The sequence below is a fragment of the Stenotrophomonas sp. 1L-E-5-B-C3 genome, assembly GCF_057292075.1.
Window position 1 is genome coordinate 1 of sequence record NZ_JBXAWS010000019.1, and the last position, 25,987, is coordinate 25,987.

The following is a 25,987-nucleotide window of genomic DNA, read 5'->3' on the forward strand; positions in this document are numbered from 1 at the left end:
ACAGCAACTTCAACGAGTCCGAGGGCGTGCATGTGATCCGCACGCCGCGCCATGCCGGCGTGCTCAGCCCGATCGTGCACACCATCCCGGTGCAGCTGCTGGCATATCACACCGCACTGGCGCGTGGCACCGACGTGGACAAGCCGCGCAACCTGGCCAAGAGCGTGACGGTGGAATAACCCCGTCGGGTCCATTGGATGCTGCATGCGAAGGGGCCCCACGTGGGCCCCTTTCGTTTGCGCCGGGGGGGGGGGGCGTGCCAAGTGGGACAGCCGCCGGGTGTTCTGTCCGCTGTCGGCAGCCGGCAATCAATCTTTAATGCGCGACATCGCCTGTATTCAGCGGCGGTTTCAGCCGCGGTGCCATTCTCTGGATCGTCAGTTGGTTCCCACGATGAACTGTCCTATCGATGCCGGTAGTGACCGATGGTCGCAGTCGTAGAATCACTTTGACCGAGGTCCGGGTTGCGCCGCTGAATCCCCCTCGCTCGCGTTGCAGCACGATGTCTGCCGATCCATTCCAAGCGGCAGCCGGGTGCGCCAGACGTGCACTGAAAGGTCTGTTCCCGGGGAGGGGGCGCATCGGAAGAGCACACTTTTTGACTTAGTGACCTGCACCAGGAAACAAGAATGAACGTCCGCGAACTCCTGCAATCCAAGAAAGAAGCTGTCATCACCATCGACGCCGAAGACACCATCGGTGCCGCCGCCCACAAGATGAGCGCGAACAAGATCGCTGCGCTGGTGGTGATGAAGGACGATGCCCCGGTTGGCATCATTTCCGAGAAGGACATCGTGCGTACCCTGGCCGACGACGGCCCGCAGGCCGGCCGACGGGTGATCTCCAGCCTGCCGTCCACCGGCCTGGAAGGCATTGCGCCGGAGGCCACCCTGAAGCAGGCCATGTCGTTGATGACGTACTCGCGGCGCCGTCATCTGATGGTCACCGAAGGTACCCTGCTGGTGGGCATCCTCAGCCTGGGCGACATCGTGAAGAACCTGCTGGGTGAGCTGGAACTGGAAAAGGCCGTGCTGCAGGACATCTACATGGCCGCCCACTGAGGGCTGGACCCTTGGATGCAGAGAAGCCGGGCATTGCCCGGCTTCTTCGTTCACGGCTTCGGTGATATCAGAAAGTGACCTTCACCGAATCGGCGCTGTAGTTCGCCGGACCGTGATAGACCACTTCGATGTTGTTGCCATCCGGATCGAGCACAAAGGCGCCGTAGTAGCCGGGATGGTAAGGGCGCTCGCCGGGTGCGCCGTTGTCCTTGCCTCCGGCGGCGATGGCCGCCGTGTGGAAGGCATCGACGGTGGCGCTGTCGCGCGCCTGGAACGCCAGGTGGTGGCGGCCGGTCAGCTGGCCGGCGGCGGCTTCGCTGCTGGCGCTGGAAATGAACAGCTCGTCGGCCCAGAAGTAATCATCGCCTTCGCCGGCGATCGGGATGCCGATCGTATCGAACACCGCCTGGTAGAAGCGCCGGCTGGCGGCCAGGTCGCGTACGACCAGCTGGATGTGGTCGATCAGTCGCCCGCGGTGCAGTTCCATCGTTTCCATACCAACCTCGCAAAAAAGGGGACGGAGGGGATTAAGTCGCTTCCGGCTAATAGTGCCAGAAACGACTTAATCCCCTCCGTCCCCTTTTTATCAGTTGGCGATGATCTCGACCCAGTAGCCGTCCGGGTCCTTGATGAAGGCCAGGTTCTTCATGCGACCGTCGGTCAGGCGCTTCTGGAAGGTCACGCCCAGATCCTCGAAGCGCTGGCAGGCGGCCTCGATGTCCGGCACCGACACGCAGATGTGGCCGAAGCCGCGCGGGTCGCTGTTGCCGTCGTGGTAGACCGCGCCGTCCTGGCTCTCGGTACCGTGGTTGTGGGTCAGCTCCAGCACGCCCGGCAGGCCGGCCATCCACACGCGGCGGGCGTCGTCATCCTCGGGTACCACGGCGCCGGCCGGTACGTAGGCCAGGAAGTACAGGCTGAACTGGGCTTCGGCGAAGTCGCGCTTGTCGATCAGCTGGTAGCCCAGCACGCGCGTGTAGAAGTCCAGCGAGGCGGTGATGTCCTTCACCCGCAGCATGGTGTGGTTGAACACGAAGCCGGTGGTTTCGGCCGGAGCCTGGGCGGCGACGCCGGGGACATCGCGCAGGGCGGGAATGGTCATGGGGGAGGTCCTTCAGACAGGGCCGTTGCCGGCCGGATGTGCTTATTCTACCGGCCGCCACCTGACGGCACCGCGACGTACAATGGCTGGATCGCACCGTTCCGTCCTGATGACCATTGCCCGCCATGTCGCAGCGTGAATGGGTGGCCGCCGCCATCCGCAAGATCGAAGCCGATTTCAACCGTTCCGCCGATACCCACCTGATCCCGTTGGCGCTGCCCGGGTTCGATGGCATCGATGTGTACCTGAAGGATGAATCGAGCCATCCCACCGGCAGCCTCAAGCACCGGCTGGCCCGCTCGCTGTTCCTGTATGCGTTGACCAACGGCTGGTTGCGCGAGGGGCGGCCGGTGATCGAGGCATCCAGCGGCTCGACCGCGGTGTCCGAAGCCTATTTCGCGCGCCTGCTGGGCCTGCCATTCATCGCGGTGATTCCGGCCACGACCTCGCCGGAGAAGATTGCCGCGATCGAGTTCCATGGTGGCCGCTGCCATCTGGTCGAGCGTGCCTGTGACCTCAACTGTGATTCGGAAAAGCTCGCCCGCGACACCGGCGGCCACTTCATGGACCAGTTCACCTACGCCGAGCGTGCCACCGACTGGCGCGCCAACAACAACATCGCCGAATCCATCTTCAAGCAGATGGCCGAAGAGCCCAGCCCGGTTCCGGAGTGGATCGTGTGCAGCCCCGGCACCGGCGGTACCGCGGCCACGCTGGGCCGCTATGTCAGCTACCGCCGGCATGACACCCGCATCCTCTGCGCGGACCCGGAAGTGTCGGTGTTCTTCGATGGCTATCAGGCTGCCGTGGCCGGCCAGCAGGACTGGCGTGGCCTGACCTGCAGCGGCGGTTCGCGCGTGGAAGGCATCGGCCGGCCGCGGGTGGAACCGAGCTTCATTCCGACCAGTGTGGATGCGATGGTGAAGGTGCCCGATGCACTGAGCCTGGCCGCGATGCGCCATGTCAGTCGCCAGCTCGGTCGACGCGTGGGTGGCTCCACCGGTACCAATTTCATCGGCGTGCTGCAGGCCGCGCAGTGGATGCGCGAGGCCGGCCACCAGGGCAGCATCGTCAGCATCCTGTGCGACAGCGGCGAGCGCTATGCGCAGAGCTACTACGACCCGGCGTGGTATGCACGGCAGGGTATCGATGTGCAGGGGGCCGACGCGCAGCTGGCTGCTGCGGTAGCCGGGCAGGGCCTGCCGCAACTGCCGTGGTGCAGCTTGGAAGCACTGTAGCCGGTCGGCATTTCCGCCGGGCATGGCCCGGCGCTACCGATCGTGCTGAAAGGGTAGCGCCGGGCCATGCCCGGCGAGCGCGGCGGTGTGTCGCACCCCGATCAGTACCCCGCTGCGGTGAACGCATCCAGCACTGCATCGCGCAGCGCATCGGGCAATGCCTCGATGTCCATCGCGCGATCATCCAGGTGCAGGCTTGGGTCCAGGCCGCTGGCCCGGCCCTGGGCCAGTGCCTGCAGCCACAGCAGCACGCAGATCACGAACTCGCGCTCATGGCCCAGCCGCAGCTGGCTGGCGCCGCGTTCGATCACCTCGAACGGGTACCACTCCTGGGCATCGTTGAAGGTGCCACCCTGCTGCAGCACGGCCTGCAGCTGTTGCAGGTGGCGCGGGGCGTCGTCGCCGGCATCGCACAGCGCGGCGATCCAGGACAGCTCGGCCGCGCTGGCGGACAACGCCAGCGACCGCGCCGATGAGGCGGATGCAACTGCAGCCAGACCTTCCATGTGGGGCCTCGTTGGGTACCTACTGCTGCGGACTCCCCCGCAGCCAGAGCTTCGAACCGCGACCGTAAGGCCGACGTGAATACCGGGCGGCGCCCCCTTGTCAGCCACGCCCGGCAGCGCCATATCTACCGTGCTGCCCGCCTGTCGGGCCCGTACCCTGGAGATCTGCCGTGACCGTTGCCAACCCCCTGCTCGATTTTTCCGGCCTGCCGCGCTTCGAGGCGATCCGCCCCGAGCACGTGGCGCCGGCGCTGGACGTGCTGCTGGCCGAGGCCGAAGCCGCCGTCAGCACGGCCGAGCAGGTGCAGCCGGTGCGCTGGGAGACCTTCGTTGCCCCGCTGGACGATGCCACCGAGCGCCTGTGGCGTGCCTGGGGCCTGGTCGGCCACCTGCAGGGCGTGGTCAACACCCCGGAACTGCGCGAGGCCTACAACAGCAACCTGCCACGGGTGACCCGTTTCGCCAGTGCGCTGGGCCAGAACCTGGCGTTGTACCGGCAGTACCAGACCCTGGCTGCCAGCGCCGAGGTGGCGCACTTTGACGAGGCCCAGCGCAAGGTGCTGGACAACACGCTGCGCGATTTCCGCCTGGGTGGCGCTGAGCTGGCACCCGAGGCGCAGCAGCGTTTCGCCGCGATCAAGGAAGAGCTGTCGGCGCTGTCGGCGAAGTTCTCGCAGAACGTGCTCGACGCCACCGATGCGTGGTCGCTGATCGTCGAGGATGAAAACCGTCTGGCCGGCGTACCCGCTGACGTGAAGGCCGCCGCGCATGCCGCAGCAGAGAAAGACGGCAAGACCGGCTGGAAACTGACTCTGCAGATGCCGTGCTACCAGCCGGTGCAGACCTGGGCTGAAGATCGCGATCTGCGCGAGATCCTGTATCGCGCCAGCGCGCAGCGTGCGTCCGAGTTCGGCGACGATGCATTGGACAACAGCGGCAACATCGACCGGATCCTGGCCCTGCGCGCTGAACTGGCCGCGCTGCTCGGTTTCGGCTCGTATGGTGATTATTCGGTAGCGACCAAGATGGCGCAGGACCCGGCCGAGGTGCTTGGTTTCCTGCGTGACCTGGCTACACGCGCCAAGCCGTTCGCGGCCAAGGACCGCGCCGAACTGGAGCAGTTCGCACGCGAACAGCTCGGCATCGACAGCCTGCAGGCCTGGGACCTGGCATTCGCCGCCGACCGCCTCAAGCAGGCGCGCTACAGCTATTCCGAGCAGGAAGTGAAGCAGTACTTCACCGAGCCCAAGGTGCTGGGCGGCCTGTTCTCGGTGATCGAACAGCTGTACGGCCTGCGCGTACAGGAAGACAGCGCGCCGGTCTGGCACGAGGATGTGCGCTTCTTCCGCCTGGTCGATGCGCAGGGCGCGCTGGTGGGCCAGTTCTACCTGGATCTGTACGCGCGCGAAGGCAAGCGCGGTGGCGCGTGGATGGATGATTGCCGCAACCGTCGCGAGCGTGCCGACGGCAGCGTACAGACGCCGCTGGTCTACCTGGTGTGCAACTTCGGCCGTGGTGCCAATGGCAAGCCGGCCACCTTCAGCCACAACGAAGTGACCACCCTGTTCCATGAAATGGGCCACGGCCTGCATCAGCTGCTGACCCGCATCGGCGAACTGGGTGTGGCTGGCATCAACGGCGTGGAATGGGACGCGGTGGAGCTGCCCAGCCAGTTCATGGAGAACTTCTGCTGGGAATGGGACCACCTGCAGGGCATGACCGCGCATGTGGAAACGGGTGAGCCGCTGTCGCGCGCGCTGTACGAGCGCATGCTGGCCGCGCGCAATTTCCATAGCGGCATGGCGACCGTTCGCCAGCTGGAGTTCGGCCTGTTCGACATGCTGCTGCACAGCCAGTTCGAGCCGGCGCAGGACAGCGTTCTGGCACTGCTCGATCGTGTGCGCGCGGAAGTGGCGGTGAACCACCCGCCGGTCTGGAACCGCTTCCCGCATCAGTTCAGCCACATCTTCGCCGGCGGCTACGGAGCCGGTTACTACAGCTACAAGTGGGCCGAGGTGCTGAGCGCCGATGCCTATGCGGCGTTCGAGGAGGAGCCGCAGGCGCTGGCTGAAACCGGCGCGCGCTTCCGCGATGAGATCCTGTCGCGTGGTGGCAGCCGCCCGGCGGCGGAGAACTTCAAGGCCTTCCGTGGCCGCGCACCGCAGATCGACGCGCTGCTGCGCCATTCGGGCATGGCGTAAGCGCAAAAAAGGGGACGGAGGGGATTAAGTCGTTTGTGCACAAACGACTTAATCCCCTCCGTCCCCTTTTTCTATTCGGCGTAGATCATCTTCCGGGTCATGCCGCCGTCCACGACGAAGTCCTGGCCAGTAGTGAAACCGGACAACGACGACAGCAGGTACACCGCCAGGGCGCCGATGTCCCCGGGGCGTCCAACACGCCCCACTGGATGCTGTGCATGGTCTTCGGCCGAGTACTGCGGCGCGTGTCGGCGTGAGGGCGCCTGCCAGTCAGAGGTGCCGATCCAGCCGGGGCTGATGCTGTTCACCCGCACCGCCGGCCCGCTGCTGATCGCCAGCGCGTGGGTGAAGGCGACCAGTCCACCCTTGGCTGCGGCATAGGCTTCGCTATGTGATTCGGATTGCCACGCGCGGGTCGAGGCGATGTTGATGATTGTGCCGGCAGCATTCGCCGACAGTGCCGGCAGCGCATGCTTGCTGCACAGGAACGCACCATGCAGCGACGAAAGGCGGCGCTGCCATTCGTCCCAGTCCATGTCCTGCAGCAACGTACCGTGCGGGCCGGCGATGCCAGCGTTGTTGACCAGCCCATCGATGCGACCGAAATGCTGCAGGGCCACGGCGATGAAAGCGCGCACGCTGGCTTCATCTGTGATGTCCAACGGTTGGAACGCGGCATCGTCGCCACGCTGCCATTCCGCCAGGCACGCTTCGCCGGCCTCGGTGTCCAGGTCGCCGATCAGCACGCGGCCACCGGCACCGAGCACGGCCTGGGCAATACCGCGGCCGATGCCGTTGGCACCGCCGGTGACCAGCACTACCTTGCCCGACAGCGGCGCGGCCGGCCATGCGGCAATCGGCGGTACCGTGCTCACGACAGGTCGTCACCGCGCAGGCGACGGTGCCAGCCTTCCACGCCGATGCGGTCCAGGGTCTGGATGTTGCGTTCGACGATCACGTCCGGGTCCGGATAGACCTCCACCGCGCGTGCCACGCTGTCTTCGCGCAGCAGGTGCAGGGTAGGGAAGGGCGCGCGGTTGGTGTAGTTGCTGGCGTCGTCAGCGGCCACGCCATCGAACTGGTAGTCCGGATGGAAGCTGGCCACCTGCAGGATGCCCTGCAGGTCCAGCGCCTCGATCGCTGCGTCGGCGTTGTCGAGGAAGTCGTTGTAGTCGAGGAAGTCGGTCAGCACCTGCGGATGCACGATCAGGGTGGTGTCGATCTGCTCGGCGGGTGTGTCACGCAGCAGCACCAGCTCTTCGGCCAGCTGTTCAACCAGCGCCTCGGGCGTGGTGGCGTCGCTGAGCACGATGCGCACCTGGTCCTTCACGTACACCGCTTTGGCGAACGGGCACAGGTTCAGGCCGATGACGATGCGCTCCAGCCACAGGCGGGTGGCGGCGATCGGGTCATCGGTGGGCAGGGAGGTATCGGTCATGGCGGGCACGTCGGCTGGCGGGGCGGACATTGTAGGCAGTGTGCCGCTGCCGCGCTGTTCACTGTGCAGGAACTGGACAGTGGCGATGCTGTAAATCCCCGTTGATTCAATCCCTTGCAGGCTACCGGCGGATGGCCGATTGCCCGCCAGGGCCTACGGGCGTGGAATGGACGCACGACACAGGAGGACTCCACATGACTGCACCTTCCCCGTGGCTGCCGGACGCCCTCTGGGCCGGCGCCTTCTTCAATGGGCACTGGCAGGCCGCTGTGCAGCGGCAGCCGGTGATCGAACCGGCTACCGGCCAGTCGCTCGGCGAGATCGGTCTGGCGGACCCGGCGCAGGTGGCGCGTTCGGCGGCTGCCGCTGCGCAGGCACAACAGGCGTGGGCCGCCGCACCCTATGAACAGCGCGCCGAGGTGCTGCGCAAGGCTGCGCGGCTGGCCGAGGAGAACATCGACACCCTCATCGACTGGTTGGTCCGCGAAAGCGGCTCGACCCGCCTCAAGGCCGGCTTCGAGGCCAAGGTGACGATCAAGGCGCTGCATGAAGCCGCCGCACTGCCGTCGCGCAGCGTCGGCGAGATCCTGCCCTCCGAACCGGGCCGGCTGAACCTGGCACGGCGCCGGCCGCTGGGCGTGGTGGGGATCATTTCGCCGTTCAATTTCCCGCTGTACCTGGCGATGCGCGCGGTGGCCCCGGCGATTGCACTCGGCAATGCCGTGGTACTCAAGCCCGATCCGCGCACGGCGGTGTGTGGTGGCGCGGTGATCGCGCGCTTGTTCGAGCAGGCCGGCCTGCCGGCGGGCGTGCTGCACATGCTGCCGGGTGACGGTGCGGCCGGTGCTGCACTGACCAGCGATCCGAACGTGGCGATGATCCAGTTCACTGGCTCCACGGCGGCCGGGCGCAAGGTGGGCGAGGCCGCGGGCAAGCACCTGAAGAAGGTCTCGCTGGAACTGGGTGGGAAGAACTCGCTGATCATTCTGGACGATGCCGACCTCGATCTGGCAGTGGCCAACACCGCGTGGGGCGTCTACCTGCACCAGGGCCAGATCTGCATGGCGACCGGCCGCGTGCTGGTGCACCGGAAGATCCACGGCGCGTTCCTGCAGAAGCTGGTGGCCAAGGCCAACGCGCTCAAGGTGGGCGATCCTGCACGCGAGGACGTAGCAATAGGCCCGCTGATCAACGCCGGCCAGCGCGACCACGCCTTGCGCGTGGTCGAGCAGGCGGTACAGGCCGGCGCCACGCTGGAAGCGGGCGGTACGCACCGGGACCTGTTCTTTGCACCGACCGTGCTTGGCAACGTCGCGGCCGACAATCCGGCATTCAACGAAGAAATCTTCGCACCGGTAGCGGTGGTGGTGCCGTTCGACGATGACAACGAAGCCGTGCGCCTGGCAAACGACAGCGAGTACGGACTGTCGATGGCGATCATCTCCAGCAATGTCGGCCGCGCGCTGAAGATCGGCGAACGCCTGCGCACCGGCCTGCTGCACATCAACGATCAGACCGTGAACGACGAAGTGATCAATCCCTTTGGTGGCGTGGGTGCGTCCGGCAACGGCACCAGCATCGGTGGCCCGGCCAACGGCGAAGAATTCACCCAGTGGCAGTGGCTGACCGTCAAGGGCGAAGCGCCCGCCTACCCGATCTGATCCAGGAGGATCCACGTATGAACATCGACACTGCAACCCGTGAGATCACCGCCGCCGTGGTGCGCGGCAAGGAACAGCCTTTCGTCATCGAGCAGGCCACGCTGCGCGGCCCGCAGGACGACGAGGTGCTGGTGAAGGTGGTGGCCACGGGCCTGTGCCATACCGACCTGATCGTGCGCGACCAGTACTACCCGGTGCCGTTGCCGGCGGTACTTGGCCACGAAGGTGCCGGCATCGTTGAAGCGGTCGGGCCCAACGTCAAGGAACTGAAGGCCGGAGATCATGTGGTGCTGACCTACGGTGCCTGTGGTCACTGCAATCCCTGCCGCGGTGGCCACGGCGCGTATTGCCGTGACTTCTTTGCGCTCAACTTCGGTGGCGACGATGGCCACGGCCATACCGCGATCACCGATGCGCAGGGCCAGTCGCTGCACGACCACTTCTTCGCACAGTCCTCGTTCGCCACCTACGCACTTGCACGCGAGATCAATGCGATCAAGGTGCCGGACGATGCACCGCTGGAACTGCTCGGTCCGTTGGGCTGCGGCATCCAGACCGGCGCGGGTGCGGTGCTCAACTCGCTGCAGGTGCGGTCCGGCAGCAGCTTCGCCAGTTACGGTGCCGGTGCAGTCGGCCTGAGCGCGGTGATGGCGGCCAAGGTGGCTGGCGCCACCACCATCATCGCCATCGATGTGGTGCCGTCGCGCCTGGAGTTGGCGCTGGAACTGGGGGTCACCCACGTGATCAACAGCCGCGAGACCGATGTGGTCGAGGCCGTGCGTGCGATCACCGGCGGCGGCGCTGATTTTGCGCTGGAATCGACCGGTCGCCCGGAAGTGCTCTCCGCCGGCATCGAAGCGCTCGGCGGGCTTGGCATGATGGGCGTGGTCGGTGCGCCGAAGCTGGGCACCACCGCCAGCTTCGATGTGAACAACCTGCTGCTCGGCGGTCGCAGCATCCGCGGCATCGTCGAGGGCGACAGCGTGCCGCAGGTGTTCATTCCGCAGCTGGTGACACTGTTCCAGCAGGGCCGTTTCCCGTTCGACAAGCTGGTGAAGTTCTATCCGCTGGAACAGATCAACCAGGCCGCCGAAGACAGCACCCGGGGTATTACGCTGAAGCCGATCCTGCGAATCGCGGCGTAAGGTCAGGGTGGGGTGCACGGTTGCGCCCGGCACCCGGCCTTGGACAGGTCTCCGCGAACTGTTGGACATGCGATGGGGTCGGATCCGATTTCCAGAGGAAAACGGCTCTGACCCCCCGTGTTTGATTGGGGCATGAGTTCCTGGCGGAAACGTTCCGTTGCCGTGGCGTAACGCGGGCATGGCGAGCGCGGGTGTACTCTGCATCCATGATGGCTTCCGCACTGGGACAACAGCAGTTGGTGGCCGCCCGGGCGGCCTTCGCCGAGGGCGATGCACAGTCACTGGGCGTGCTGCCCTTGCCGTTGCAGCAGTCCTGGCAGCGCTCGCGTGCGGCCGGCCTGCGGCCGGGGCAGGAGCCGGACTACCGGCCGCTGCTGGGCGATGGCCGCCATTTGTCCCATCCCGATGACCGACGCCTGGCGCGTTGCGTGCAGCCGGAGCTGGAACAACTCTGGGCCGCGTTCGGCGGACGGGGCTGGACGATGTTCTGCGCCAACCGCGACGGCATGGTGGTCGCGCAGCAGGCGCATGGCCTGGAAGACGCGCCACTGTTAAGGCCGATCCAGGTTGGGCGGCGGCTGGGCGAGAGCGAAATCGGCACCACGGCACCGGCGGTCAGCCTGGCCGACGACCTGCCGGCGCTGGTGCGTGGCAACGAGCACTACCTGCAGCGTTTCGCCCCGGTGTTCTGCCTGAGCGAGCCGCTGCACGATCTCGACGGCAAGATCTTCGGGGTGATCGACATCACCGGCCTGGGCGAGCGCGATCCGTCCTTGCTGCAGGGCTATTTCCGGCAGGCCGCGCTGGCCAGCGAGAACCGCCTGTTCCATGCCCTCACCGACGTGCACCTGCTGGCCGTGCAGCATGATCCACGCTGGCTGGCGTCGCCGCTGCAAGGGCTGCTGGCGGTGCAGGAGGACGGCCAGCTGCGCGCGGCCAACCGCGTTGCAAGGCGCCTGTTGGGTCTGCCACGGCGCGGGCCGCTGCCGTTGCTGAGTCTGGAGGCGCTGTTTGCCGGTGCCAGTGCGGCGCAACGGCGTCGCCTGCTGCAACCAGGTGCGCCGCATCGGGTCCGGCTGGGCGAGGGCAGTGCGGTCTACCTGCAGCATCTGCAGGCACCGCGAGGTGCATTGCGGCGCGGCGCGCAGCGGAGTGCGCCGACAAACCCGGGGGCGCTGCTGCTGCGTGACCAGCAGCGCGAGGCGGCACGCCGTGCGGCACAGGCCACAGACGGCAATCTCAGCCTGGCCGCACGCCAGCTGGGTATCTCGCGCACCACGCTGTACAAGCTGCTGCGCGATTGATCGCGCAGTCCGCCGGGCATGGCCCGGCGCTACCGTTGCAGCCCGGGGCGCGCCGGGTCATCAGTCGCGCGCCACCCGGTAGCGCCGGGCCCAGCCCGGCGAAATCCATCAATCGCGGAAGTTGTTGAACTGCAGCGGCAGCTCGAACTTGCCGGCCTTCAGCACCGCGATGGCGTCCTGCAGGTCGTCGCGCTTCTTGCCCTGCACGCGCAGCTTGTCGCCGTTGATCTGGCTTTCCACCTTCAGCTTGGCATCCTTCAGTGCCGCAGCGATCTTCTTGGCGATCTTCTGCTCGATGCCCTGCTTGACGGTGATCTTCTGCCGGGCCTGCGCCAGGTTGGTTTCGATATCGCCGAATTCCAGGCTGAGCACGTCGATGCCGCGCGCGGCCAGGCGCGCGCGCAGGATGTCGTTCATCTGCTTGAGCTGGAACTCGGTCGGCGCAGTCTGGTTGATCACATCGCCCTCGCGCTCGAACTTGGCATCCACACCCTTGAAATCGAAGCGGGTGGCGAGCTCGCGGTTGGCCTGGTCGATGGCGTTGGTCAGCTCGTGAGTGTCGACTTCGGACACGACGTCGAAGGAAGGCATGGGCGAGGCTCCGCAGAATTCAGTGGCGGCCATTCTATCGCGCCGGCTGCATGCCCGTTTTGTAGGGTCGAGCCATGCTCGAATGCTCTACACAAAGCCGCCGAGCATGGCTCGGCGCTACATAAGAGCAACGGGCGGGCGATAATGGGCCATGAACCTGCAACGCTCTCCCTCGCGCGCGGTGACCTGGATGGTTGCGGCGGTCGCCTGTTTCTCGCTGATGGATGCTGGCATGAAACAGCTGTCGGCCAGCTATCCGACTCTGGAAGTGACCTTCCTGCGTGGCGCGGCCTCGCTGCCGTTCGTGCTGGTCTGGGTGCTGGTCAGCGCCGGCCCGCGCTCGCTGATCCCGCGCCGCTGGGGCCTGCACCTGCTGCGCGGCGCGCTGGGCATGGCGATGATCGGCTGCTTCGTGTTCGCCCTGCGTGACCTGCCGCTGTCCACCGCCTACACCATCTATTTCGTCGCGCCGCTGCTGATTGCGGCGCTGTCGGTGCCGCTGCTGGGCGAGCGGGTTGGGCCGCGGCGCTGGGTGGCCATCGGCATCGGCCTGATCGGCGTGCTGGTGGTACTGCGGCCGGGCGTGGACGGCTTCATCTCGGTGCCGGGGTTGATGGTGCTGGCGGCGGCCACCGCCTATGCCATCGCCGCGATCACGGTCAGCCTGCTGACCCGCACCGATACCTCGCAGTCGATGGTGGTCTGGTTCCTGGTGATCATGGCCATCGGCGCCGGCCTGCTGGCGATTCCGGGCTGGGTGCCGCTGCAACTGGCGCATGCGCCGCTGATCGCCGGCATGGGACTGGCTGGGGCGCTGGGCCAGATTGCCCTGACCAAGGCGTTCCAGCTGGGCGAGGCCTCGATGATCGCGCCGCTGGAGTACAGCGGCCTGGTCTGGGTGATCGGCTGGGATCTGGCCTTCTGGGGCCAGCTGCCGGATGGCTATACCTGGGTGGGAGCGGCGATCATTGTCGCCTCCGGCCTTTACCTGCTGCATCGCGAGCGGGTGAACCGACAGGAGCCGCCGAAGCCGCTGGATCATCCCTGAGTCCGTTGGGCCGGGGAATGGGGTCAGAGCCCCTGCGGGGATCCGACCCCGGGGTCGGATCCCCGCAGGGGCTCTGACCCCAACGTCATCGCCGGCAATTACGCCTTAGAACCAAAAGGAATAACATTCTGGCCCATGGCGCGGGCGCGCAAGCCCCCACGCTGGTAGGCTGCACGCCCCCTTCCGCCACCCAGCCGGTGAGTCACGCCCGTGATCGAGTTCCAGCGCCTGCACAAATCCTATGCCGTTGCCGGCCGCGAGGTCAGCGCGCTGCAACCGCTGGACCTGACCATCGAGGCCGGTGAGGTGTTCGGCATCATTGGCCATTCCGGTGCCGGCAAGTCGACCCTGATCCGCATGATCAACCGCCTGGAAGAGCCCAGCGGTGGACGGCTGTTGATCGGCGGCGAGGATGTCACCGCGCTGGACCCGGACGGCCTGCGCGCGCTGCGCCGGCGCATCGGCATGATCTTCCAGCACTTCAACCTGCTGTCTTCGCGCACGGTGGCGGGCAACGTCGCCTTCCCGCTGGAACTGGCCGGTACGCCGAAGGCGGAGATCGACGCGCGCGTGGCCGAGCTGCTGCAGACCGTCGGCCTGGAAGCGCATGCGCAGAAATACCCGGCCCAGTTGTCCGGTGGCCAGAAGCAGCGCGTCGGCATCGCCCGTGCGCTGGCGACCCGCCCGCAGATCCTGCTGTGCGACGAGGCGACCAGTGCGCTCGACCCGCAGACCACCGCTTCGGTGTTGTCACTGCTGTCGAAGATCAACCGAGAGCTGGGCCTCACCATCGTGCTGATCACCCACGAGATGGACGTGATCCGCCGTGTCTGCGATCGCGTGGCCGTGCTTGATGCCGGTCAGATGGTCGAGACCGGGCCGGTCACCCGGGTGTTCCTGCATCCGCAGCACCCGACCACGCGCCGTTTCGTCAGCGAATCGGAGCATGTGGATGAAGGCGCGCTGCACCGCGATTTCGACGTCGTCGGCGGTCGCATCGTGCGTCTGACCTTCCTCGGCGGCGACACCTATGAACCCCTGCTCGGCAGCGTCGCGCGCCAGACCGGGGTCGATTACAACATCCTGTCCGGCCGTATCGACCGGATCAAGGACACCCCGTATGGCCAGCTGGTGGTCGCCCTGGTGGGCGGTGACCAGTCCGCCGCGCAGGCCGCATTCGTGGCCGCCGGCGTGCACGTTGAGGAACTGCGTCGATGATCGCCGCCACTGCTGAAGGTTTCTTCCGCCACCTGGATGCGGACAAATGGGTGGATATCGGCAAGGCCACCATCGAGACGCTGCTGATGATGGCCGGTTCGCTGCCACTGACTCTGGCCATTGGGTTGCCGATGGGCGTGTTGTTGTACGTGTTCGGTGCGCCGCAGCTGAAGCGCCGGCCCTTTGCCTACGGCGTGCTGGCGCTGGTGGTGAACCTGCTGCGCTCGGTACCGTTCATCATCCTGATGGTGGTGCTGATCCCGGTGTCGCTGTGGCTGATGGGCCAGTCGATCGGTGTGCTCGGCACGCTGCCCGCACTGGTCATCGGTGCGGCACCGTTCTACGCGCGGCTGGTCGAGACCGCCCTGCGTGAAGTAGACCGCGGCGTGGTCGAGGCAGCACAGTCGATGGGCGCCACCACCTGGCAACTGGTCAGCCGGGTACTGCTGCCCGAAGCCCGCCCGGGCCTGATTGCAGCCGCGACCGTAACCACGGTGGCGCTGGTCGGGTTCACGGCAATGGGCGGTGCGATTGGTTCCGGTGGCCTGGGCGACCTGGCGCTTCGCGAAGGCTACCAGCGCAACCGTACCGACGTGGCCCTGGTCACCGTGGTGGTATTGCTGGTGCTGGTGCAGCTGCTGCAGATGCTCGGCGACCGCCTGGTCACGCATTACAGCCGCAAATAATCGGTGAATCCGCCGGGCATGGCCCGGCGCTACCGGAAGGGTCATGTGGCAGGTAGCGCCGGGCCATGCCCAGCGGCGCCATCTCAACGCTCGTTCGGCACTTCGTAGCCCAGCTTGCCGACCTGCTCGGGATGCTGCGGCACGCGCTTGAGCTTGTCGGTGTTCACCCCGTACTCGTCACGCAGGCGCTCGGCCAGCTCCTTGTACAGGGCTTTGTCCATGTCCGGCGTACGCGAGAAGATCCAGGCCATCTCGCGGCCCGGGTAGCCGATCAGCGCCCATGAGTAGTCCGGGGCGACTTCCAGCACGCGCGAATGGGTAGGCACCACGCGATAGAACCAGGTGCGCCAGCCGTGGTTGCCGCTGTCCGGGTCGACGCTGGCACGGGCGCGGACTTCCTGCAGGGGTTCGCCGAAGCCATCGCGGTAGCGGTAGGTGATGCCGACCTTGTGTTCGTCGCGCAATTCGTACTGGTTGACGCTGGCGACATGGCCGCGTTCGATGAAGTTCGGCACGCGGCCGATCACGTACCAGGTGCCCATGAAACGCTTCAGGTCGATCGGTTCGTCCAGGGCGGAAGCGCGCGCTGCGCTGGCACGGGGCGACGGCGGCTCACTGGTGGCCATGGCGGGGCCCGCCAGGGACAGGGCCAGCAGCACGGCGCAGAGCGGGCGGATCGAGGTCATGCGGGAGCGTGCTCCAGTGGGCTTGCACGCGCATGGTCGACTGTGTGCACGCGATCCGTCAATGGTGTCGCAACCTGTGAGAAGGGGCTTGCCCAAGCTGTGTTGCATTGTCTACCGGAGAAGCCCCATGAACGCACGTTCCGTCCGTCGCCCTGCAACTGAACGCGTCATCCTCGAGCGTGCCGACCCGCGCCTGCTGCGCAGCGTGCAGCAGTTGGCCCTGGCCGGCCTGGCGCTGGTACTGGTCTGGCCGGCCGCGCGCGGCAGCAGCGCCTGGCTGGGCTGGCTGCCGATGTGGCTGGTAGGCATGCCGCTGGTGGCCTGGTGGGCGTTGCTGCGCTTCCCGTTGCCACGCCTGTCGTGGCTGCGGCTGGCACGTCGTACCGGTGGACAGGCGCGACGTCGCAGCGGCGGGACGCCTCGAGGCCGGCGCGGCTCGACGGCCACGGCCTGACCTTCGACACGGGGGCGGCCGCGATGTTCCGTGCTAGCGTTCCTGGGCTTATGACTGCCTGGAGCTGCAATGTCACGACTCGCTTCCGCCTGCCTGCTGGCCGGCATGATGACCGCTGCCTCGGTGGGGACCGCCGTGGCCGCTGAAGAAACCGATCGCTACGCCTGGCTGGAGGACGTCACCGGCGACAAGCCGCTGTCCTGGGTCAAGGAACAGAACGCCAAGTCCGAAGGGCGCCTGGCACAGACCCCTGCCTTCAAGCAGATGGAAACCAGCATCCGCGAGGTGCTCGACTCCGACGCCAAGATCCCCGGCGTGCAGAAGATCGGCGACTACTACTACAACTTCTGGAAGGACAAGCAGCACGAGCGCGGCCTGTGGCGGCGCACCACGCTGGCCGAATACCGCAAGGCCTCGCCGCTGTGGGAAACCGTGCTCGACCTGGACGCGTTGAACAAGGCCGAGGGTGAGAACTGGGTCTGGCACGGTGCCGACTGCCTGCGCCCGGACTACAGCCGCTGCCTGATCGCGCTGTCGCGCGGCGGCGCCGATGCCGATGTCACCCGTGAGTTCGACCTGTCCAACAAGTCCTGGATCAAGGACGGCTTCTTCCGTCCGGAATCGAAGGGCGGCCTGAACTGGATCGATCGCGACACCGTGTTCGTCTACACCGACTTCGGTGCCGGCTCGATGACCACCTCCGGCTACCCGCGCGTGGCCAAGCTGTGGAAGCGCGGCACGCCGATGGCTTCGGCCAGCGTGGTGTACGAAGGCAAGCCGGAAGACATGTACATCGCGGCGATGCACGATGACACCCCGGGCTTCGAGCGCAACCTGGTCAGCCGCACGCTGGCCTTCTACAACAACGAGATCTACCTGCGCAGCGACGACGGCACGCTGACCAAGATCGACGCGCCGAACTCGGCCGAGAAGGGCCTGCACAAGCAATGGCTGACCCTGGAGCTGCGTGACGCCTGGACCGTGGGCGGCAAGACTTATGCCTCCGGTTCGCTGCTGGCGACCAAGCTGGATGACTTCCTGGCCGGCAAACGCGATTTCGAGGTGTTGTTCACTCCGACCGCGACCACTTCGCTGGCCGGCGCTTCGTGGACCCGGAACCACCTGGTACTGAACGTGCTGGACGACGTCAAAAACCGCTTGTCGGTGTTGACTCCGGGCGCGAAGGGCTGGCAGAAGAGCGCGTTCGTCGGTGCACCGGCGTTCGGTACCCTCGGCGTGGCAGCAGTGGACAGCAACGACAGTGATGCGGTGTGGTTGACCGCCACCGACTACCTGACCCCGACCACGCTGGCACTGGCCGAGATCGGCAAGGCACCGGAAGTGCTCAAGACCATGCCGGCCTTCTTCGATGCCAAGGACAAGGTGATCGAACAGCACTTCGCTACCAGCAAGGATGGCACCCGCGTGCCGTACTTCGTGGTGCACGACAAGACGATGAAGCTGGACGGTTCCAACCCGACCCTGCTGTACGGCTACGGTGGCTTCGAGATCTCGCTGACCCCGAACTACTCCGGTGGCATGGGCCGCGCCTGGCTGGAGAAGGGCGGCGTGTACGTGGTCGCCAACATCCGTGGCGGTGGCGAGTACGGCCCGCGCTGGCACCAGGCGGCGCTGAAGCAGAACCGTCACAAGGCTTATGAAGACATGGCCGCCGTGGCGCAGGACCTGGTCACCCGCAAGATCACCTCGGCCAAGCACCTGGGTGTGCAGGGTGGCAGCAACGGTGGCCTGCTCACCGGCAACATGCTGACCCAGTACCCGGAGCTGTTCGGTGCGGTGGTGGTGCAGGTACCGCTGCTGGACATGAAGCGCTACAGCCACCTGCTGGCGGGTGCCTCGTGGATGGCCGAGTACGGCAACCCGGACACCAGCGACTGGGAGTTCATCAAGACCTTCTCGCCGTACCATCTGTTCGACGCGAAGAAGACCTACCCGCCGGTGCTGTTCACCACCTCCACCCGCGATGATCGCGTGCACCCGGGCCACGCCCGCAAGATGGCAGCGAAGATGATCGACGCCGGCAAGGACGTGACCTACTACGAGAACATCGAAGGTGGCCACGGCGGTGCGGCCAACAATGCGCAGGCAGCGCACATGTCGGCGCTGGCCTACAGCTTCCTGTGGGAGCGGTTGGGCGGTAAGTGATGGAATGAAAAACGCCGCCTTCGGGCGGCGTTTTTCTTTGGGCGTTCGTTGAACGGTAGCGCCGGGCCATGCCCGGCGAGCGCGGAGCGCGGCAATATGCCGCCGGGCATGGCCCGGCGCTACCGGAATCGTTTCAACCCGCGCGCAATCCGCGCCACCGCTTCCTGCAACCGCGGCACTTCCTGGGTGTAGGCCAGCCGCACATGCTGGTTGGCACGGTGGAAGCCGAAATCCAGGCCCGGGGTGAACGCCACGTGCTCGGTTTCCAGGAAGTGGTTGCAGAACGCCTGCGCGTCATCGGTGAATGCACTGACGTCGGCGTACAGGTAGAACGCGCCCTGCGGCTCCACGTCGATGCGGAAGCCGAGCTCGCGCAGGGCCGGCAGCAGGAAGTCGCGGCGCTGCTGGAAAGCCTGCCGGCGCTGCTCGAAGATCGCCATCGATTCCGCGCTGAAGCAGGCCAGCGCAGCGTGCTGGGCGATGCTGGACGCGCTGATGTACAGGTTCTGCGCCAGCTTCTCCAGATCGGGCACCGCCGCCGGCGGCGCCACCAGCCAGCCCAGTCGCCAACCGGTCATGCCGAAATACTTGGAGAAGCTGTTCAGCACGAACGCGTTGTCATCCACCTGCAGCACGCTGGCTGCGTCGAGGCCGTAGGTCAGGCCGTGATAGATCTCGTCCACTACCAGATGGCCGCCACGCGCCTGCAGGGCTTTCGACAGCGCCGCCAGTTCGTCGGCGGAGAGCACGGTACCGGTCGGATTGGCGGGTGAGGCCACCAGCGCGCCGACACTGTCGGCATTCCAGTGCTGTTCCACCAGCGATGGAGTGAGCTGGTAGGCGGTGTCCGGGCCGACCGGCACCAGCTGCGCGCCGCCTTCCACCAGGCGCAGGAAGTGGCGGTTGCAGGGGTAGCCGGGGTCGGCCAGCAGCCAGTGGCGGCCGGGATCGACCAGCAGGCTGCTGGCCAGCAGCAGCGCCCCGGAACCGCCGGGCGTGACCAGGATGCGTTCGGGATCGATGTCCAGCCCATAGTGGCTGCGATAGAAGCCGCTGATCGCCTGGCGCAGGGCCGGCAGGCCGCGCGCGGCGGTATAGCGGGTGTGGCCGGCGGCCAGTGCGGCCTGGCCGGCGCGTACGACCGGTTCGGCGGTGGTGAAGTCCGGTTCGCCGATCTCCAGGTGGATCACATCATGGCCGGCCTGTTCCAGCGCCTGTGCGCGGGCCAGCAGGGACATCACGTGGAACGGGGCGATTTCATGGCTGCGCCGGCTGTAGCCCGGCGTGTGGGGCAGGGTACTCATGCCGCCATGGTACGCCGCGTGCCGGGGTCGGATCCCTTTTGCGTGCAAAAGGGCTCTGGCCCGGAGGAGGGCCGCGCGCGACCCATGACGATCCGCAGGGTTGCCGCATTGCCGGTATTGGGGTCAGATCCCTTTTCGGGAAAAGGGATCTGACCCCGTCGAAGACCATTGCATTGATGCACCAGGAGCCTTATCTCATGAAATCCACCCTCTGCCTGTTGCTTGCCAGCCTGATGACCACCACCGCTACCGCAGCCACTCCGCCCGTTCCGCCGGATGCCGCCAAGCATCCGCACGTGGTCAAGGCGCCGTTCGGCGCGACCCGCAACGACGACTATTACTGGCTGCGCGACGACAAGCGCGAGAACAAGGACATGCTGGCCTACCTGCAGGCCGAGAATGCCTATGCCGACCAGCTGCTGGCACCGCTGAAGCCACTGGAAGACTCCCTGTACAAGGAGATCGTCGGCCGCATCAAGCAGGACGATTCCAGCGTGCCGGCGCGTGAGCGCGGCTACTGGTACTACAGCCGCTACGAGACCGGCCAGGACTACCCCATCCATGCGCGCCGCAAGGGTGCGATGGAAGCGCCCGAAGAGATCCTGCGCGACGTCAATGCACTGGCCGCCGGCAAGGGTTACTTCAGTGTCGGCTCGATGGAGGTCAGCCAGGACAACCAGCTGTTGGCCTGGGCCGATGATGACGTCGGCCGTCGCCAGTACACCATTCGCTTCAAGGACCTGCGCACCGGCCAGGTGCTGCCCGATGTGATCAGCGGCAGCTCCGGTGATCTGGTCTGGGCCGACGACAACCGCACCGTGCTGTACGTCGAAAATGATCCGGAAACGCTGTTGACCGTGCGCGTGAAGAAGCACGTGCTGGGCACCCCGGCCAGCGCCGACACCGTCGTCTACGAAGAGAAGGACGACAGTTTCTACATGGGCCTCGGCCGCACCCGCGACGACCGCTTCATCACCATCGGCGTGCACAGCACCGTGTCCTCGGAAGAGCGCTACGCACCGGCCGGTGATCCGACCACCTTCACCGTGCTTGCGCCGCGCCAGCGCGATGTCGAGTATGACGCCGACCACTACGATGGCCGCTGGGTGATCCGCACCAACGACGGTGCGAAGAACTTCAAGCTGGTCACCGCGCCCACCGATGCGACCTCGCGTTCGCAGTGGCAGGACTGGATCGCGCACGACGCCGCGGTGTTCATCGAAGGCTTCGAACTGTTCGATACCTACACCGCCATCGCCGAACGTTCCGAAGGCCTGGAGCGCATCCGCCTGCTGTTCAAGGATGGCCGCAGCGATTACGTGAAGGCTGATGAGCCGGCGTATTCCATGGGCCTGGGCGACAACACCGAGGCCGATACACCGTGGCTTCGTTACGTCTACACCTCGATGACCACCCCGACCACGGTGTTCGAGCTGAACACTGCCACAGGCGAGCGCCGTCAGCTGAAGCAGCAGCCGGTGATCGGCTATGACGTATCGAAGTACGAAACCGACCGTGTGTGGATCACCGCACGTGACGGGGTCAAGGTGCCGGTGTCGCTGGTCTACCGCAAGGGTTACCAGAAGGATGGCAAGGGCGCGCTGTTCCAGTACGCCTACGGCAGCTACGGCATGTCGATGGACCCGTACTTCAACCAGACCGCGGTGAGCCTGCTCGATCGCGGCGTGGTGTATGCCATTGCGCATATCCGCGGCGGCCAGGAAATGGGCCGTGACTGGTACGAGACCGGCAAGCTGCTGCACAAGCAGAACACCTTCAACGATTTCATCGACGTCACCCGTGGCCTGGTGGCACAGGGTTGGGCGGCGAAAGATCGCGTGGCCGCCTCCGGTGGCAGTGCCGGAGGCCTGCTGATGGGCGCGGTGGCCAACCAGGCGCCGCAGGACTACCGGGTGATGGTGGCGCAGGTGCCGTTCGTCGACGTGGTCACCACCATGCTCGACCCGACCATTCCGCTGACCACCAACGAGTACGACGAGTGGGGCAACCCGGAGCAGAAGCCGTACTACGACTACATGCTGTCCTACTCGCCCTATGACAACGTGAAGAAGCAGGCCTACCCGGCGCTGTTCGTGGGCACCGGCCTGTGGGATTCGCAGGTGCAGTACTGGGAGCCGGCCAAGTGGGTGGCCAAGCTGCGTGACGACAACACCGGCCATCTTCCGATCCTGTTCCGCACCAACATGGAAGCCGGTCACGGTGGCAAGTCGGGGCGCTTCCAGCGCTACCGTGAGCTGTCCGAGTCATACGCTTTCGTGCTGCAGCAGCTGGGTATCCAGGGCCCGGCCGGCGCCGCTGCGGCGGAATGACGCACGGTGGCGGCGGTGATATCGCCGCCGCCACCGCTCTGGGTATCCTTGTGCGATGAGCCAGCCCGACCCACCTGTTGCCAAAGCATCGTCCGCGCCGGTCCGGCCGGTACGTTTCCGCTGGGCCTGGTGGCTGCTGGCGTACGTCAGCCTCGGCACCGGCATCGTCGGCATCTTCGTGCCAGGCCTGCCGACCACCGTATTCATCCTGATCTCGGCCTGGGCTGCCTCGCGTGGTTCCGAGCGCCTGCACAACTGGTTGCTGCAACATCCGCGCTTCGGCCCGGCCATCGCCAACTGGCAGGCGCATGGCGCGGTCAGCCGCTATGGCAAGTGGATGGCCACGATCACCATGGCGGTGTGCGCCGGCATCATGCTGTGGTGCGTGCCGATCGCCTGGGTGAAGTGGTTCTCGATCGGCAGCATGACCGTGGTGGCGATCTGGTTGTGGACCCGGCCGCTGCCACCACCCGAATAGCGTCCCTCGCCTGGCATGACCCGGCGCTACCAGCGGGCCCGGTTGCGGTAGCCCCGGGCCATGTCCGGCGGATGCGCGGCACGGCACCCTGCACCAACCGCTCAGCCGCCAATGGCTATACTCGGGGCATGAAGATCCCCCATCGAAACGCCATCCTGATTCCGCTGGCAGCGGCTTCGCTGCTGCTCCTCGCCGCCTGCGGCAACAAGGGCCCGCTGGTACTGCCGCAGAAGCCGGTGCCGGTGGAAGAACTGGTCGAACCGGTTGCCGAGCCCGCCAACGAGGCGACTCCGGCGGAGACCCAGGGCACCGGCACCCCGGCCACGACCGTGGACCCGGCCGCGCCGACGACCCAGCCGGCGCCTGCGCCCGCGAAGAAGGTGGGCAGCGGGAATGAGTAAGGCCGGTTCCAAGGCCCTGCGCTTCAGCAAGATGCATGGCGCAGGCAATGATTTCGTAGTGATCGACCTGCGTGACGGCACCGTGCCACCTACGCCCGAGCTGGCCGCGCGCCTGGCCGATCGCCACACCGGTGTCGGCTGCGATCAGATCCTGACCATCGAAGCGCCGCGTGCGGAAGGCTCGGTGGCTTCGTACCGGATCTGGAATGCCGATGGTTCCAATTCCGAACAGTGCGGCAACGGCGCGCGCTGCATCGCCGCCTGGCTGGTGCGCGAGGGCAGTGCACAGGGCGATGCGTTCGTCATCGACAGCCCGCTGGCCAGCCACGAAGTGAAGGTGCTGGGCGATGGCCAGTACGCGGTGACCATGGGTGTGCCCGCCTTCGAGCCGGCCAACGTGCCGTTGGTGGGCTTCGCCCATCCGCGCGAGGAATACCTGCTGCCGCTGCAGGGCGAGACCGTGCGTTTTGCCGCGGTATCGATGGGCAACCCGCACGCGGTGATTGAAGTTGGCCTGATCGATGCCGCACCGGTCGAGCGCGTCGGTTCGCTGCTGCAGCAGCATGCGTCGTTCCCGCGTTCGGTGAACGTGGGCTTCGCCCAGGTGATGGGTCCGGCGCACGCACGCCTGCGCGTGTTCGAGCGCGGCGTCGGCGAAACCCTGGCCTGTGGCAGTGGCGCCTGCGCTGCTGCCGTCACCCTGATGCAGCGTGGCCGCCTGCAGCGCGATGCGCGCATCAGCCTGCCCGGCGGCGAGCTGCGCATCCAGTGGCCGGGCGATGGCCAGCCGGTGGTGATGGCCGGCCCGACCGCATTCGTCTTCGAAGGGGAGTGGATCGCATGACCGAAACCGTCGACAAGCTCGGGGCCCACGAAGTTGCTGCCTGGTTGCGGCGTCATCCCGGCTTCCTCAAGCAGTTCCCGGACCTGGCCCTGACCCTGGTGGTGCCCCGCGATGACGGCCCGACCGCGTCGCTGGCCAGCTACCAGCTGGAAGTGCTGCGCGAGAAGAACCGCGAGCTGGCACGACGCTTGGCCGATCTCGGCGCGACCGCACAGGTCAACGAGCGTCTGGCGGTGCGCACGCACCAGTTGACCCTGGCGCTGATGAAGCAGGACAACGCCGCCGACACCCTGCGTGCGATGGCCGCCTCGCTGCAGGAAGACTTCGCCGGCGACCTGGTGCGGCTGGTGGTGCACACGCCGGTGGCAGGACTGGAACAGGCCGACTGGCTGCAGGTGATCGCCGCCGATGATGCGCAGCTCGGTCCGTTCCGCGATTGCCTGAAGGACGGCGAGCCGATCTGTGGCCGCCTGCAGCCGGAAAAGAACGCCGTGCTGTATGGCGTACGCAGCGAAGAAGTGCAGACCACCGCATTGCTGCCACTGCCGGGCGTAGGCCTGATCGCGGTCGGCAGCCATGACCCGAACCGCTTCTACCCAGGCATGGGCACGCTGTTCCTGCGCATGATGGGCGATGCGCTGGTCACCGGCCTGAAGCGCTTCCCGGGCTGAGCAGGGCACGACGATGAGCGCGGTACAGGCCTTCCTGCAGCACCTGCAGGTGGAGCGGCGGATGTCGGCGCATACGCTCGATGCCTACCGCCGTGACCTGGACGCGCTGTCGGTGTGGGCCGAGCCGCGTGGCATGGCGGTGGAAGCACTCGATGCCGAAACGCTGCGCCAGTTCGTTGCCGACGAACACCGCCGCGGACTGTCGGCCAAGAGCCTGCAGCGCCGCTTGTCCGCCTGCCGCAGCTTCTATGCCTGGCTGCTCAAGCACGGCCGTATCGAGGTCAATCCGGCGGCGACGCTGAAGGCGCCACGCGCGCCACGCCGGCTGCCGCAGGTGCTCGATGCCGATGAAGCCGTGCAGCTGGTTGAACTGGAGCCCGAGGGTGAACTCGGCCGTCGTGATCGTGCGTTGCTGGAACTGTTCTATTCCTCCGGCCTGCGCCTGAGCGAAGTGTGTGCGTTGACCTGGCGCGACCTGGATTTTGCCAGCGGCCTGGTCAACGTGATGGGCAAGGGCAATCGCCAGCGCCGGGTGCCGTTCGGCCGGCCGGCGCGCGAAGCGCTGCAGGCATGGCGTGCGGAAAGTGGTGGTGGCCCGGCGATGCCGGTATTTCCCGGCCGCAACGGGCCGATCAGCCAACGGGCGGTACAGATCCGAATCCGCCAGCTGGCGCAGCGCCAGGGCCTGTTCAAGCACGTGCATCCGCACATGCTGCGGCATAGTTTCGCCAGCCATATCCTGGAATCCTCCGGCGACCTGCGCGGCGTGCAGGAGCTGCTCGGCCATGCTGACATCGCCACCACGCAGATCTATACCCACCTCGATTTCCAGCACCTGGCCAAGGTCTACGACGCCGCGCATCCACGCGCCAAGCGCCGCAGCAAGGACGATAAGGGCGGGTAGCGCCGGGCCATGCCCGGCGGCTGTGTGATCCATTTCCCGTGCATGCGACGCGGCCCGCGCTGCGCGCTCGCCGGGCACGGCCCGACGCTACCGGAATAGACCGCCCTTGATCTGGATCAGGGCAGGGCGGCCGCAACCGGCGCACCGTGGCCGCAGGCCACGAGGAAACCGCCTGCCATGGCGAAGCCCATTCCGCTGCACCCCAAGCATCCCGAGCGCATCTGCTGGGGCTGCGACCGCTACTGCGCGGCTGACGCGCTGGCCTGCGGCAATGGTTCCGGCCGCACCCAGCATCCGATCGAGACGCAGGGCGAGGACTGGTACATCGCCTGGGGCATCGAGCCGAATCCGGATCGGCCGTCGCAGGCAAAACGCTGAACGGCAGGTGTTCCACGTTCGGGCGGTGGGATCCGCGCGCATTGCGATGCGCTCGTCAGAAAGGCGCCCTCCTGTCGATGGGGCGCGGCCAAGCGCTGAACGGCAGCCATCCGCACAGGCTTGATCGCACCCGGCGCTGTCCCCATCTCCCGTGAACAGCTATCGGAGGCCG

General features: G+C 66.5%; 26 protein-coding genes. 18 read left to right on the forward strand and 8 right to left on the reverse strand.

Going from position 1 to position 25,987, the window contains the following annotated elements; genetic code table 11:
• Nucleotides 1-629 precede the first annotated feature (629 nt).
• Complete coding sequence (locus tag AC0Z6F_RS19085) at nt 630-1,061, forward strand: CBS domain-containing protein (protein WP_006394252.1); 432 nt, start codon at nt 630-632, stop codon at nt 1,059-1,061.
• A gap of 67 nt (nt 1,062-1,128) precedes the next feature.
• On the opposite strand, the gene AC0Z6F_RS19090 is transcribed toward AC0Z6F_RS19085, so the two are convergent.
• Together AC0Z6F_RS19090 and gloA are read right to left on the reverse strand one after the other, a co-directional pair.
• Nucleotides 1,129-1,557: a VOC family protein gene (locus AC0Z6F_RS19090; RefSeq protein WP_012512160.1), complete on the reverse strand. Its 429-nt coding sequence runs from the start codon at nt 1,555-1,557 to the stop codon at nt 1,129-1,131.
• A 90-nt stretch (nt 1,558-1,647) separates the two neighbouring features.
• Entirely contained in the window at nt 1,648-2,163 is a 516-nt protein-coding gene (gene gloA, locus AC0Z6F_RS19095) for a lactoylglutathione lyase (protein WP_006394246.1), read from the reverse strand.
• Between the two features lie 125 nt (nt 2,164-2,288).
• Between gloA and AC0Z6F_RS19100 the strand changes: the two genes are divergently transcribed.
• Complete coding sequence (locus AC0Z6F_RS19100) at nt 2,289-3,401, forward strand: PLP-dependent cysteine synthase family protein (RefSeq protein WP_012512159.1); 1,113 nt, start codon at nt 2,289-2,291, stop codon at nt 3,399-3,401.
• 101 nt (nt 3,402-3,502) lie between these two features.
• Here AC0Z6F_RS19100 and AC0Z6F_RS19105 read toward each other — a convergent pair whose 3' ends face one another.
• Nucleotides 3,503-3,907, reverse strand: coding sequence for a hypothetical protein (locus tag AC0Z6F_RS19105; RefSeq protein WP_006394184.1), 405 nt, complete (start codon nt 3,905-3,907; stop codon nt 3,503-3,505).
• Between the two features lie 170 nt (nt 3,908-4,077).
• Here AC0Z6F_RS19105 and AC0Z6F_RS19110 point away from each other — a divergent pair, with 170 nt between their 5' ends.
• Nucleotides 4,078-6,108, forward strand: a complete 2,031-nt coding sequence (locus AC0Z6F_RS19110; RefSeq protein ID WP_485618161.1) for a M3 family metallopeptidase — start codon at nt 4,078-4,080, stop codon at nt 6,106-6,108.
• Nucleotides 6,109-6,179: 71 nt separating this feature from the next.
• On the opposite strand, the gene AC0Z6F_RS19115 is transcribed toward AC0Z6F_RS19110, so the two are convergent.
• Nucleotides 6,180-6,983, reverse strand: coding sequence for an SDR family oxidoreductase (locus tag AC0Z6F_RS19115; protein WP_006394009.1), 804 nt, complete (start codon nt 6,981-6,983; stop codon nt 6,180-6,182).
• A complete protein-coding gene (locus AC0Z6F_RS19120) occupies nt 6,980-7,546 on the reverse strand; it encodes a DUF1415 domain-containing protein (protein ID WP_012512157.1) in 567 nt (188 codons plus the stop codon). The genes AC0Z6F_RS19115 and AC0Z6F_RS19120 overlap by 4 nt, the downstream gene beginning before the upstream one ends.
• 194 nt (nt 7,547-7,740) lie before the next feature.
• Between AC0Z6F_RS19120 and AC0Z6F_RS19125 the strand changes: the two genes are divergently transcribed.
• The 3 genes from AC0Z6F_RS19125 to AC0Z6F_RS19135 all read left to right on the forward strand — a co-directional run bounded on the left by AC0Z6F_RS19125 (nt 7,741) and on the right by AC0Z6F_RS19135 (nt 11,656).
• Entirely contained in the window at nt 7,741-9,207 is a 1,467-nt protein-coding gene (locus tag AC0Z6F_RS19125) for a benzaldehyde dehydrogenase (RefSeq protein WP_012512156.1), read from the forward strand.
• 17 nt (nt 9,208-9,224) lie between these two features.
• On the forward strand, nt 9,225-10,352 hold the full coding sequence (locus tag AC0Z6F_RS19130) for an NAD(P)-dependent alcohol dehydrogenase (protein WP_012512155.1): 1,128 nt from the start codon (nt 9,225-9,227) through the stop codon (nt 10,350-10,352).
• A gap of 209 nt (nt 10,353-10,561) precedes the next feature.
• Entirely contained in the window at nt 10,562-11,656 is a 1,095-nt protein-coding gene (locus tag AC0Z6F_RS19135) for a helix-turn-helix domain-containing protein (RefSeq protein WP_232273997.1), read from the forward strand.
• Nucleotides 11,657-11,764: 108 nt separating this feature from the next.
• Here AC0Z6F_RS19135 and AC0Z6F_RS19140 read toward each other — a convergent pair whose 3' ends face one another.
• Nucleotides 11,765-12,247 (reverse strand): YajQ family cyclic di-GMP-binding protein, encoded by a 483-nt coding sequence (locus tag AC0Z6F_RS19140; protein ID WP_006393629.1) that lies wholly within the window; start codon nt 12,245-12,247, stop codon nt 11,765-11,767.
• A gap of 151 nt (nt 12,248-12,398) precedes the next feature.
• Between AC0Z6F_RS19140 and AC0Z6F_RS19145 the strand changes: the two genes are divergently transcribed.
• The 3 genes from AC0Z6F_RS19145 to AC0Z6F_RS19155 all read left to right on the forward strand — a co-directional run bounded on the left by AC0Z6F_RS19145 (nt 12,399) and on the right by AC0Z6F_RS19155 (nt 15,199).
• On the forward strand, nt 12,399-13,295 hold the full coding sequence (locus AC0Z6F_RS19145) for a DMT family transporter (RefSeq protein ID WP_012512153.1): 897 nt from the start codon (nt 12,399-12,401) through the stop codon (nt 13,293-13,295).
• Nucleotides 13,296-13,505: 210 nt separating this feature from the next.
• The gene (locus tag AC0Z6F_RS19150) at nt 13,506-14,513 is read left to right on the forward strand and encodes a methionine ABC transporter ATP-binding protein (RefSeq protein ID WP_006393468.1); all 1,008 of its coding nucleotides are present in this window, start codon (nt 13,506-13,508) and stop codon (nt 14,511-14,513) included.
• Entirely contained in the window at nt 14,510-15,199 is a 690-nt protein-coding gene (locus AC0Z6F_RS19155) for a methionine ABC transporter permease (RefSeq protein ID WP_012512152.1), read from the forward strand. Before AC0Z6F_RS19150 ends, AC0Z6F_RS19155 begins: the two co-directional genes overlap by 4 nt.
• 83 nt (nt 15,200-15,282) lie before the next feature.
• Here the strand turns inward: AC0Z6F_RS19155 and AC0Z6F_RS19160 are convergent, their stop codons facing one another.
• Nucleotides 15,283-15,885, reverse strand: a complete 603-nt coding sequence (locus AC0Z6F_RS19160) for a lipocalin family protein (protein ID WP_006393456.1) — start codon at nt 15,883-15,885, stop codon at nt 15,283-15,285.
• 127 nt (nt 15,886-16,012) lie between these two features.
• Between AC0Z6F_RS19160 and AC0Z6F_RS19165 the strand changes: the two genes are divergently transcribed.
• Together AC0Z6F_RS19165 and AC0Z6F_RS19170 are read left to right on the forward strand one after the other, a co-directional pair.
• The gene (locus tag AC0Z6F_RS19165; RefSeq protein ID WP_006393450.1) at nt 16,013-16,339 is read left to right on the forward strand and encodes a hypothetical protein; all 327 of its coding nucleotides are present in this window, start codon (nt 16,013-16,015) and stop codon (nt 16,337-16,339) included.
• 69 nt (nt 16,340-16,408) lie between these two features.
• Entirely contained in the window at nt 16,409-18,505 is a 2,097-nt protein-coding gene (locus tag AC0Z6F_RS19170) for a prolyl oligopeptidase family serine peptidase (RefSeq protein ID WP_154354835.1), read from the forward strand.
• A gap of 119 nt (nt 18,506-18,624) precedes the next feature.
• Here the strand turns inward: AC0Z6F_RS19170 and AC0Z6F_RS19175 are convergent, their stop codons facing one another.
• Nucleotides 18,625-19,809, reverse strand: coding sequence for a pyridoxal phosphate-dependent aminotransferase (locus AC0Z6F_RS19175; RefSeq protein WP_012512150.1), 1,185 nt, complete (start codon nt 19,807-19,809; stop codon nt 18,625-18,627).
• Nucleotides 19,810-20,006: 197 nt separating this feature from the next.
• Here AC0Z6F_RS19175 and AC0Z6F_RS19180 point away from each other — a divergent pair, with 197 nt between their 5' ends.
• The 7 genes from AC0Z6F_RS19180 (at nt 20,007) to AC0Z6F_RS19210 (ending at nt 25,815) form a co-directional block, all read left to right on the forward strand.
• A complete protein-coding gene (locus AC0Z6F_RS19180; RefSeq protein ID WP_485618154.1) occupies nt 20,007-22,139 on the forward strand; it encodes a S9 family peptidase in 2,133 nt (710 codons plus the stop codon).
• 55 nt (nt 22,140-22,194) lie between these two features.
• Nucleotides 22,195-22,617: a YbaN family protein gene (locus AC0Z6F_RS19185; RefSeq protein WP_012512148.1), complete on the forward strand. Its 423-nt coding sequence runs from the start codon at nt 22,195-22,197 to the stop codon at nt 22,615-22,617.
• 128 nt (nt 22,618-22,745) lie between these two features.
• The gene (gene lptM / locus AC0Z6F_RS19190; protein ID WP_012512147.1) at nt 22,746-23,018 is read left to right on the forward strand and encodes an LPS translocon maturation chaperone LptM; all 273 of its coding nucleotides are present in this window, start codon (nt 22,746-22,748) and stop codon (nt 23,016-23,018) included.
• Nucleotides 23,011-23,862, forward strand: a complete 852-nt coding sequence (dapF, locus tag AC0Z6F_RS19195; RefSeq protein WP_485618152.1) for a diaminopimelate epimerase — start codon at nt 23,011-23,013, stop codon at nt 23,860-23,862. Before lptM ends, dapF begins: the two co-directional genes overlap by 8 nt.
• Complete coding sequence (locus AC0Z6F_RS19200) at nt 23,859-24,533, forward strand: DUF484 family protein (RefSeq protein ID WP_006393359.1); 675 nt, start codon at nt 23,859-23,861, stop codon at nt 24,531-24,533. The genes dapF and AC0Z6F_RS19200 overlap by 4 nt, the downstream gene beginning before the upstream one ends.
• Nucleotides 24,534-24,546: 13 nt before the next feature.
• On the forward strand, nt 24,547-25,437 hold the full coding sequence (xerC, locus tag AC0Z6F_RS19205) for a tyrosine recombinase XerC (RefSeq protein ID WP_065724654.1): 891 nt from the start codon (nt 24,547-24,549) through the stop codon (nt 25,435-25,437).
• A 177-nt stretch (nt 25,438-25,614) separates the two neighbouring features.
• Complete coding sequence (locus AC0Z6F_RS19210; protein WP_006393300.1) at nt 25,615-25,815, forward strand: DUF3079 domain-containing protein; 201 nt, start codon at nt 25,615-25,617, stop codon at nt 25,813-25,815.
• The last annotated feature ends 172 nt before the right edge of the window (nt 25,816-25,987 follow it).

What these genes read in the sequence shown, in the direction of transcription:
- AC0Z6F_RS19180 (WP_485618154.1), top strand. Translation starts at nt 20,007, where the DNA reads ATGAAATCCACCCTCTGCCTGTTGCTTGCCAGCCTGATGACCACCACC.
- AC0Z6F_RS19200 (WP_006393359.1), top strand. Translation starts at nt 23,859, where the DNA reads ATGACCGAAACCGTCGACAAGCTCGGGGCCCACGAAGTTGCTGCCTGG.
- AC0Z6F_RS19105 (WP_006394184.1), bottom strand. Translation starts at nt 3,907, where the DNA reads ATGGAAGGTCTGGCTGCAGTTGCATCCGCCTCATCGGCGCGGTCGCTG.
- AC0Z6F_RS19140 (WP_006393629.1), bottom strand. Translation starts at nt 12,247, where the DNA reads ATGCCTTCCTTCGACGTCGTGTCCGAAGTCGACACTCACGAGCTGACC.
- AC0Z6F_RS19130 (WP_012512155.1), top strand. Translation starts at nt 9,225, where the DNA reads ATGAACATCGACACTGCAACCCGTGAGATCACCGCCGCCGTGGTGCGC.
- AC0Z6F_RS19120 (WP_012512157.1), bottom strand. Translation starts at nt 7,546, where the DNA reads ATGACCGATACCTCCCTGCCCACCGATGACCCGATCGCCGCCACCCGC.
- AC0Z6F_RS19165 (WP_006393450.1), top strand. Translation starts at nt 16,013, where the DNA reads ATGAACGCACGTTCCGTCCGTCGCCCTGCAACTGAACGCGTCATCCTC.
- lptM (WP_012512147.1), top strand. Translation starts at nt 22,746, where the DNA reads ATGAAGATCCCCCATCGAAACGCCATCCTGATTCCGCTGGCAGCGGCT.
- AC0Z6F_RS19125 (WP_012512156.1), top strand. Translation starts at nt 7,741, where the DNA reads ATGACTGCACCTTCCCCGTGGCTGCCGGACGCCCTCTGGGCCGGCGCC.
- AC0Z6F_RS19160 (WP_006393456.1), bottom strand. Translation starts at nt 15,885, where the DNA reads ATGACCTCGATCCGCCCGCTCTGCGCCGTGCTGCTGGCCCTGTCCCTG.
- AC0Z6F_RS19135 (WP_232273997.1), top strand. Translation starts at nt 10,562, where the DNA reads ATGGCTTCCGCACTGGGACAACAGCAGTTGGTGGCCGCCCGGGCGGCC.
- AC0Z6F_RS19210 (WP_006393300.1), top strand. Translation starts at nt 25,615, where the DNA reads ATGGCGAAGCCCATTCCGCTGCACCCCAAGCATCCCGAGCGCATCTGC.
- AC0Z6F_RS19170 (WP_154354835.1), top strand. Translation starts at nt 16,409, where the DNA reads ATGTCACGACTCGCTTCCGCCTGCCTGCTGGCCGGCATGATGACCGCT.
- dapF (WP_485618152.1), top strand. Translation starts at nt 23,011, where the DNA reads ATGAGTAAGGCCGGTTCCAAGGCCCTGCGCTTCAGCAAGATGCATGGC.
- AC0Z6F_RS19085 (WP_006394252.1), top strand. Translation starts at nt 630, where the DNA reads ATGAACGTCCGCGAACTCCTGCAATCCAAGAAAGAAGCTGTCATCACC.
- gloA (WP_006394246.1), bottom strand. Translation starts at nt 2,163, where the DNA reads ATGACCATTCCCGCCCTGCGCGATGTCCCCGGCGTCGCCGCCCAGGCT.
- AC0Z6F_RS19185 (WP_012512148.1), top strand. Translation starts at nt 22,195, where the DNA reads ATGAGCCAGCCCGACCCACCTGTTGCCAAAGCATCGTCCGCGCCGGTC.
- AC0Z6F_RS19175 (WP_012512150.1), bottom strand. Translation starts at nt 19,809, where the DNA reads ATGAGTACCCTGCCCCACACGCCGGGCTACAGCCGGCGCAGCCATGAA.
- AC0Z6F_RS19155 (WP_012512152.1), top strand. Translation starts at nt 14,510, where the DNA reads ATGATCGCCGCCACTGCTGAAGGTTTCTTCCGCCACCTGGATGCGGAC.
- AC0Z6F_RS19090 (WP_012512160.1), bottom strand. Translation starts at nt 1,557, where the DNA reads ATGGAAACGATGGAACTGCACCGCGGGCGACTGATCGACCACATCCAG.
- AC0Z6F_RS19145 (WP_012512153.1), top strand. Translation starts at nt 12,399, where the DNA reads ATGAACCTGCAACGCTCTCCCTCGCGCGCGGTGACCTGGATGGTTGCG.
- xerC (WP_065724654.1), top strand. Translation starts at nt 24,547, where the DNA reads ATGAGCGCGGTACAGGCCTTCCTGCAGCACCTGCAGGTGGAGCGGCGG.
- AC0Z6F_RS19100 (WP_012512159.1), top strand. Translation starts at nt 2,289, where the DNA reads ATGTCGCAGCGTGAATGGGTGGCCGCCGCCATCCGCAAGATCGAAGCC.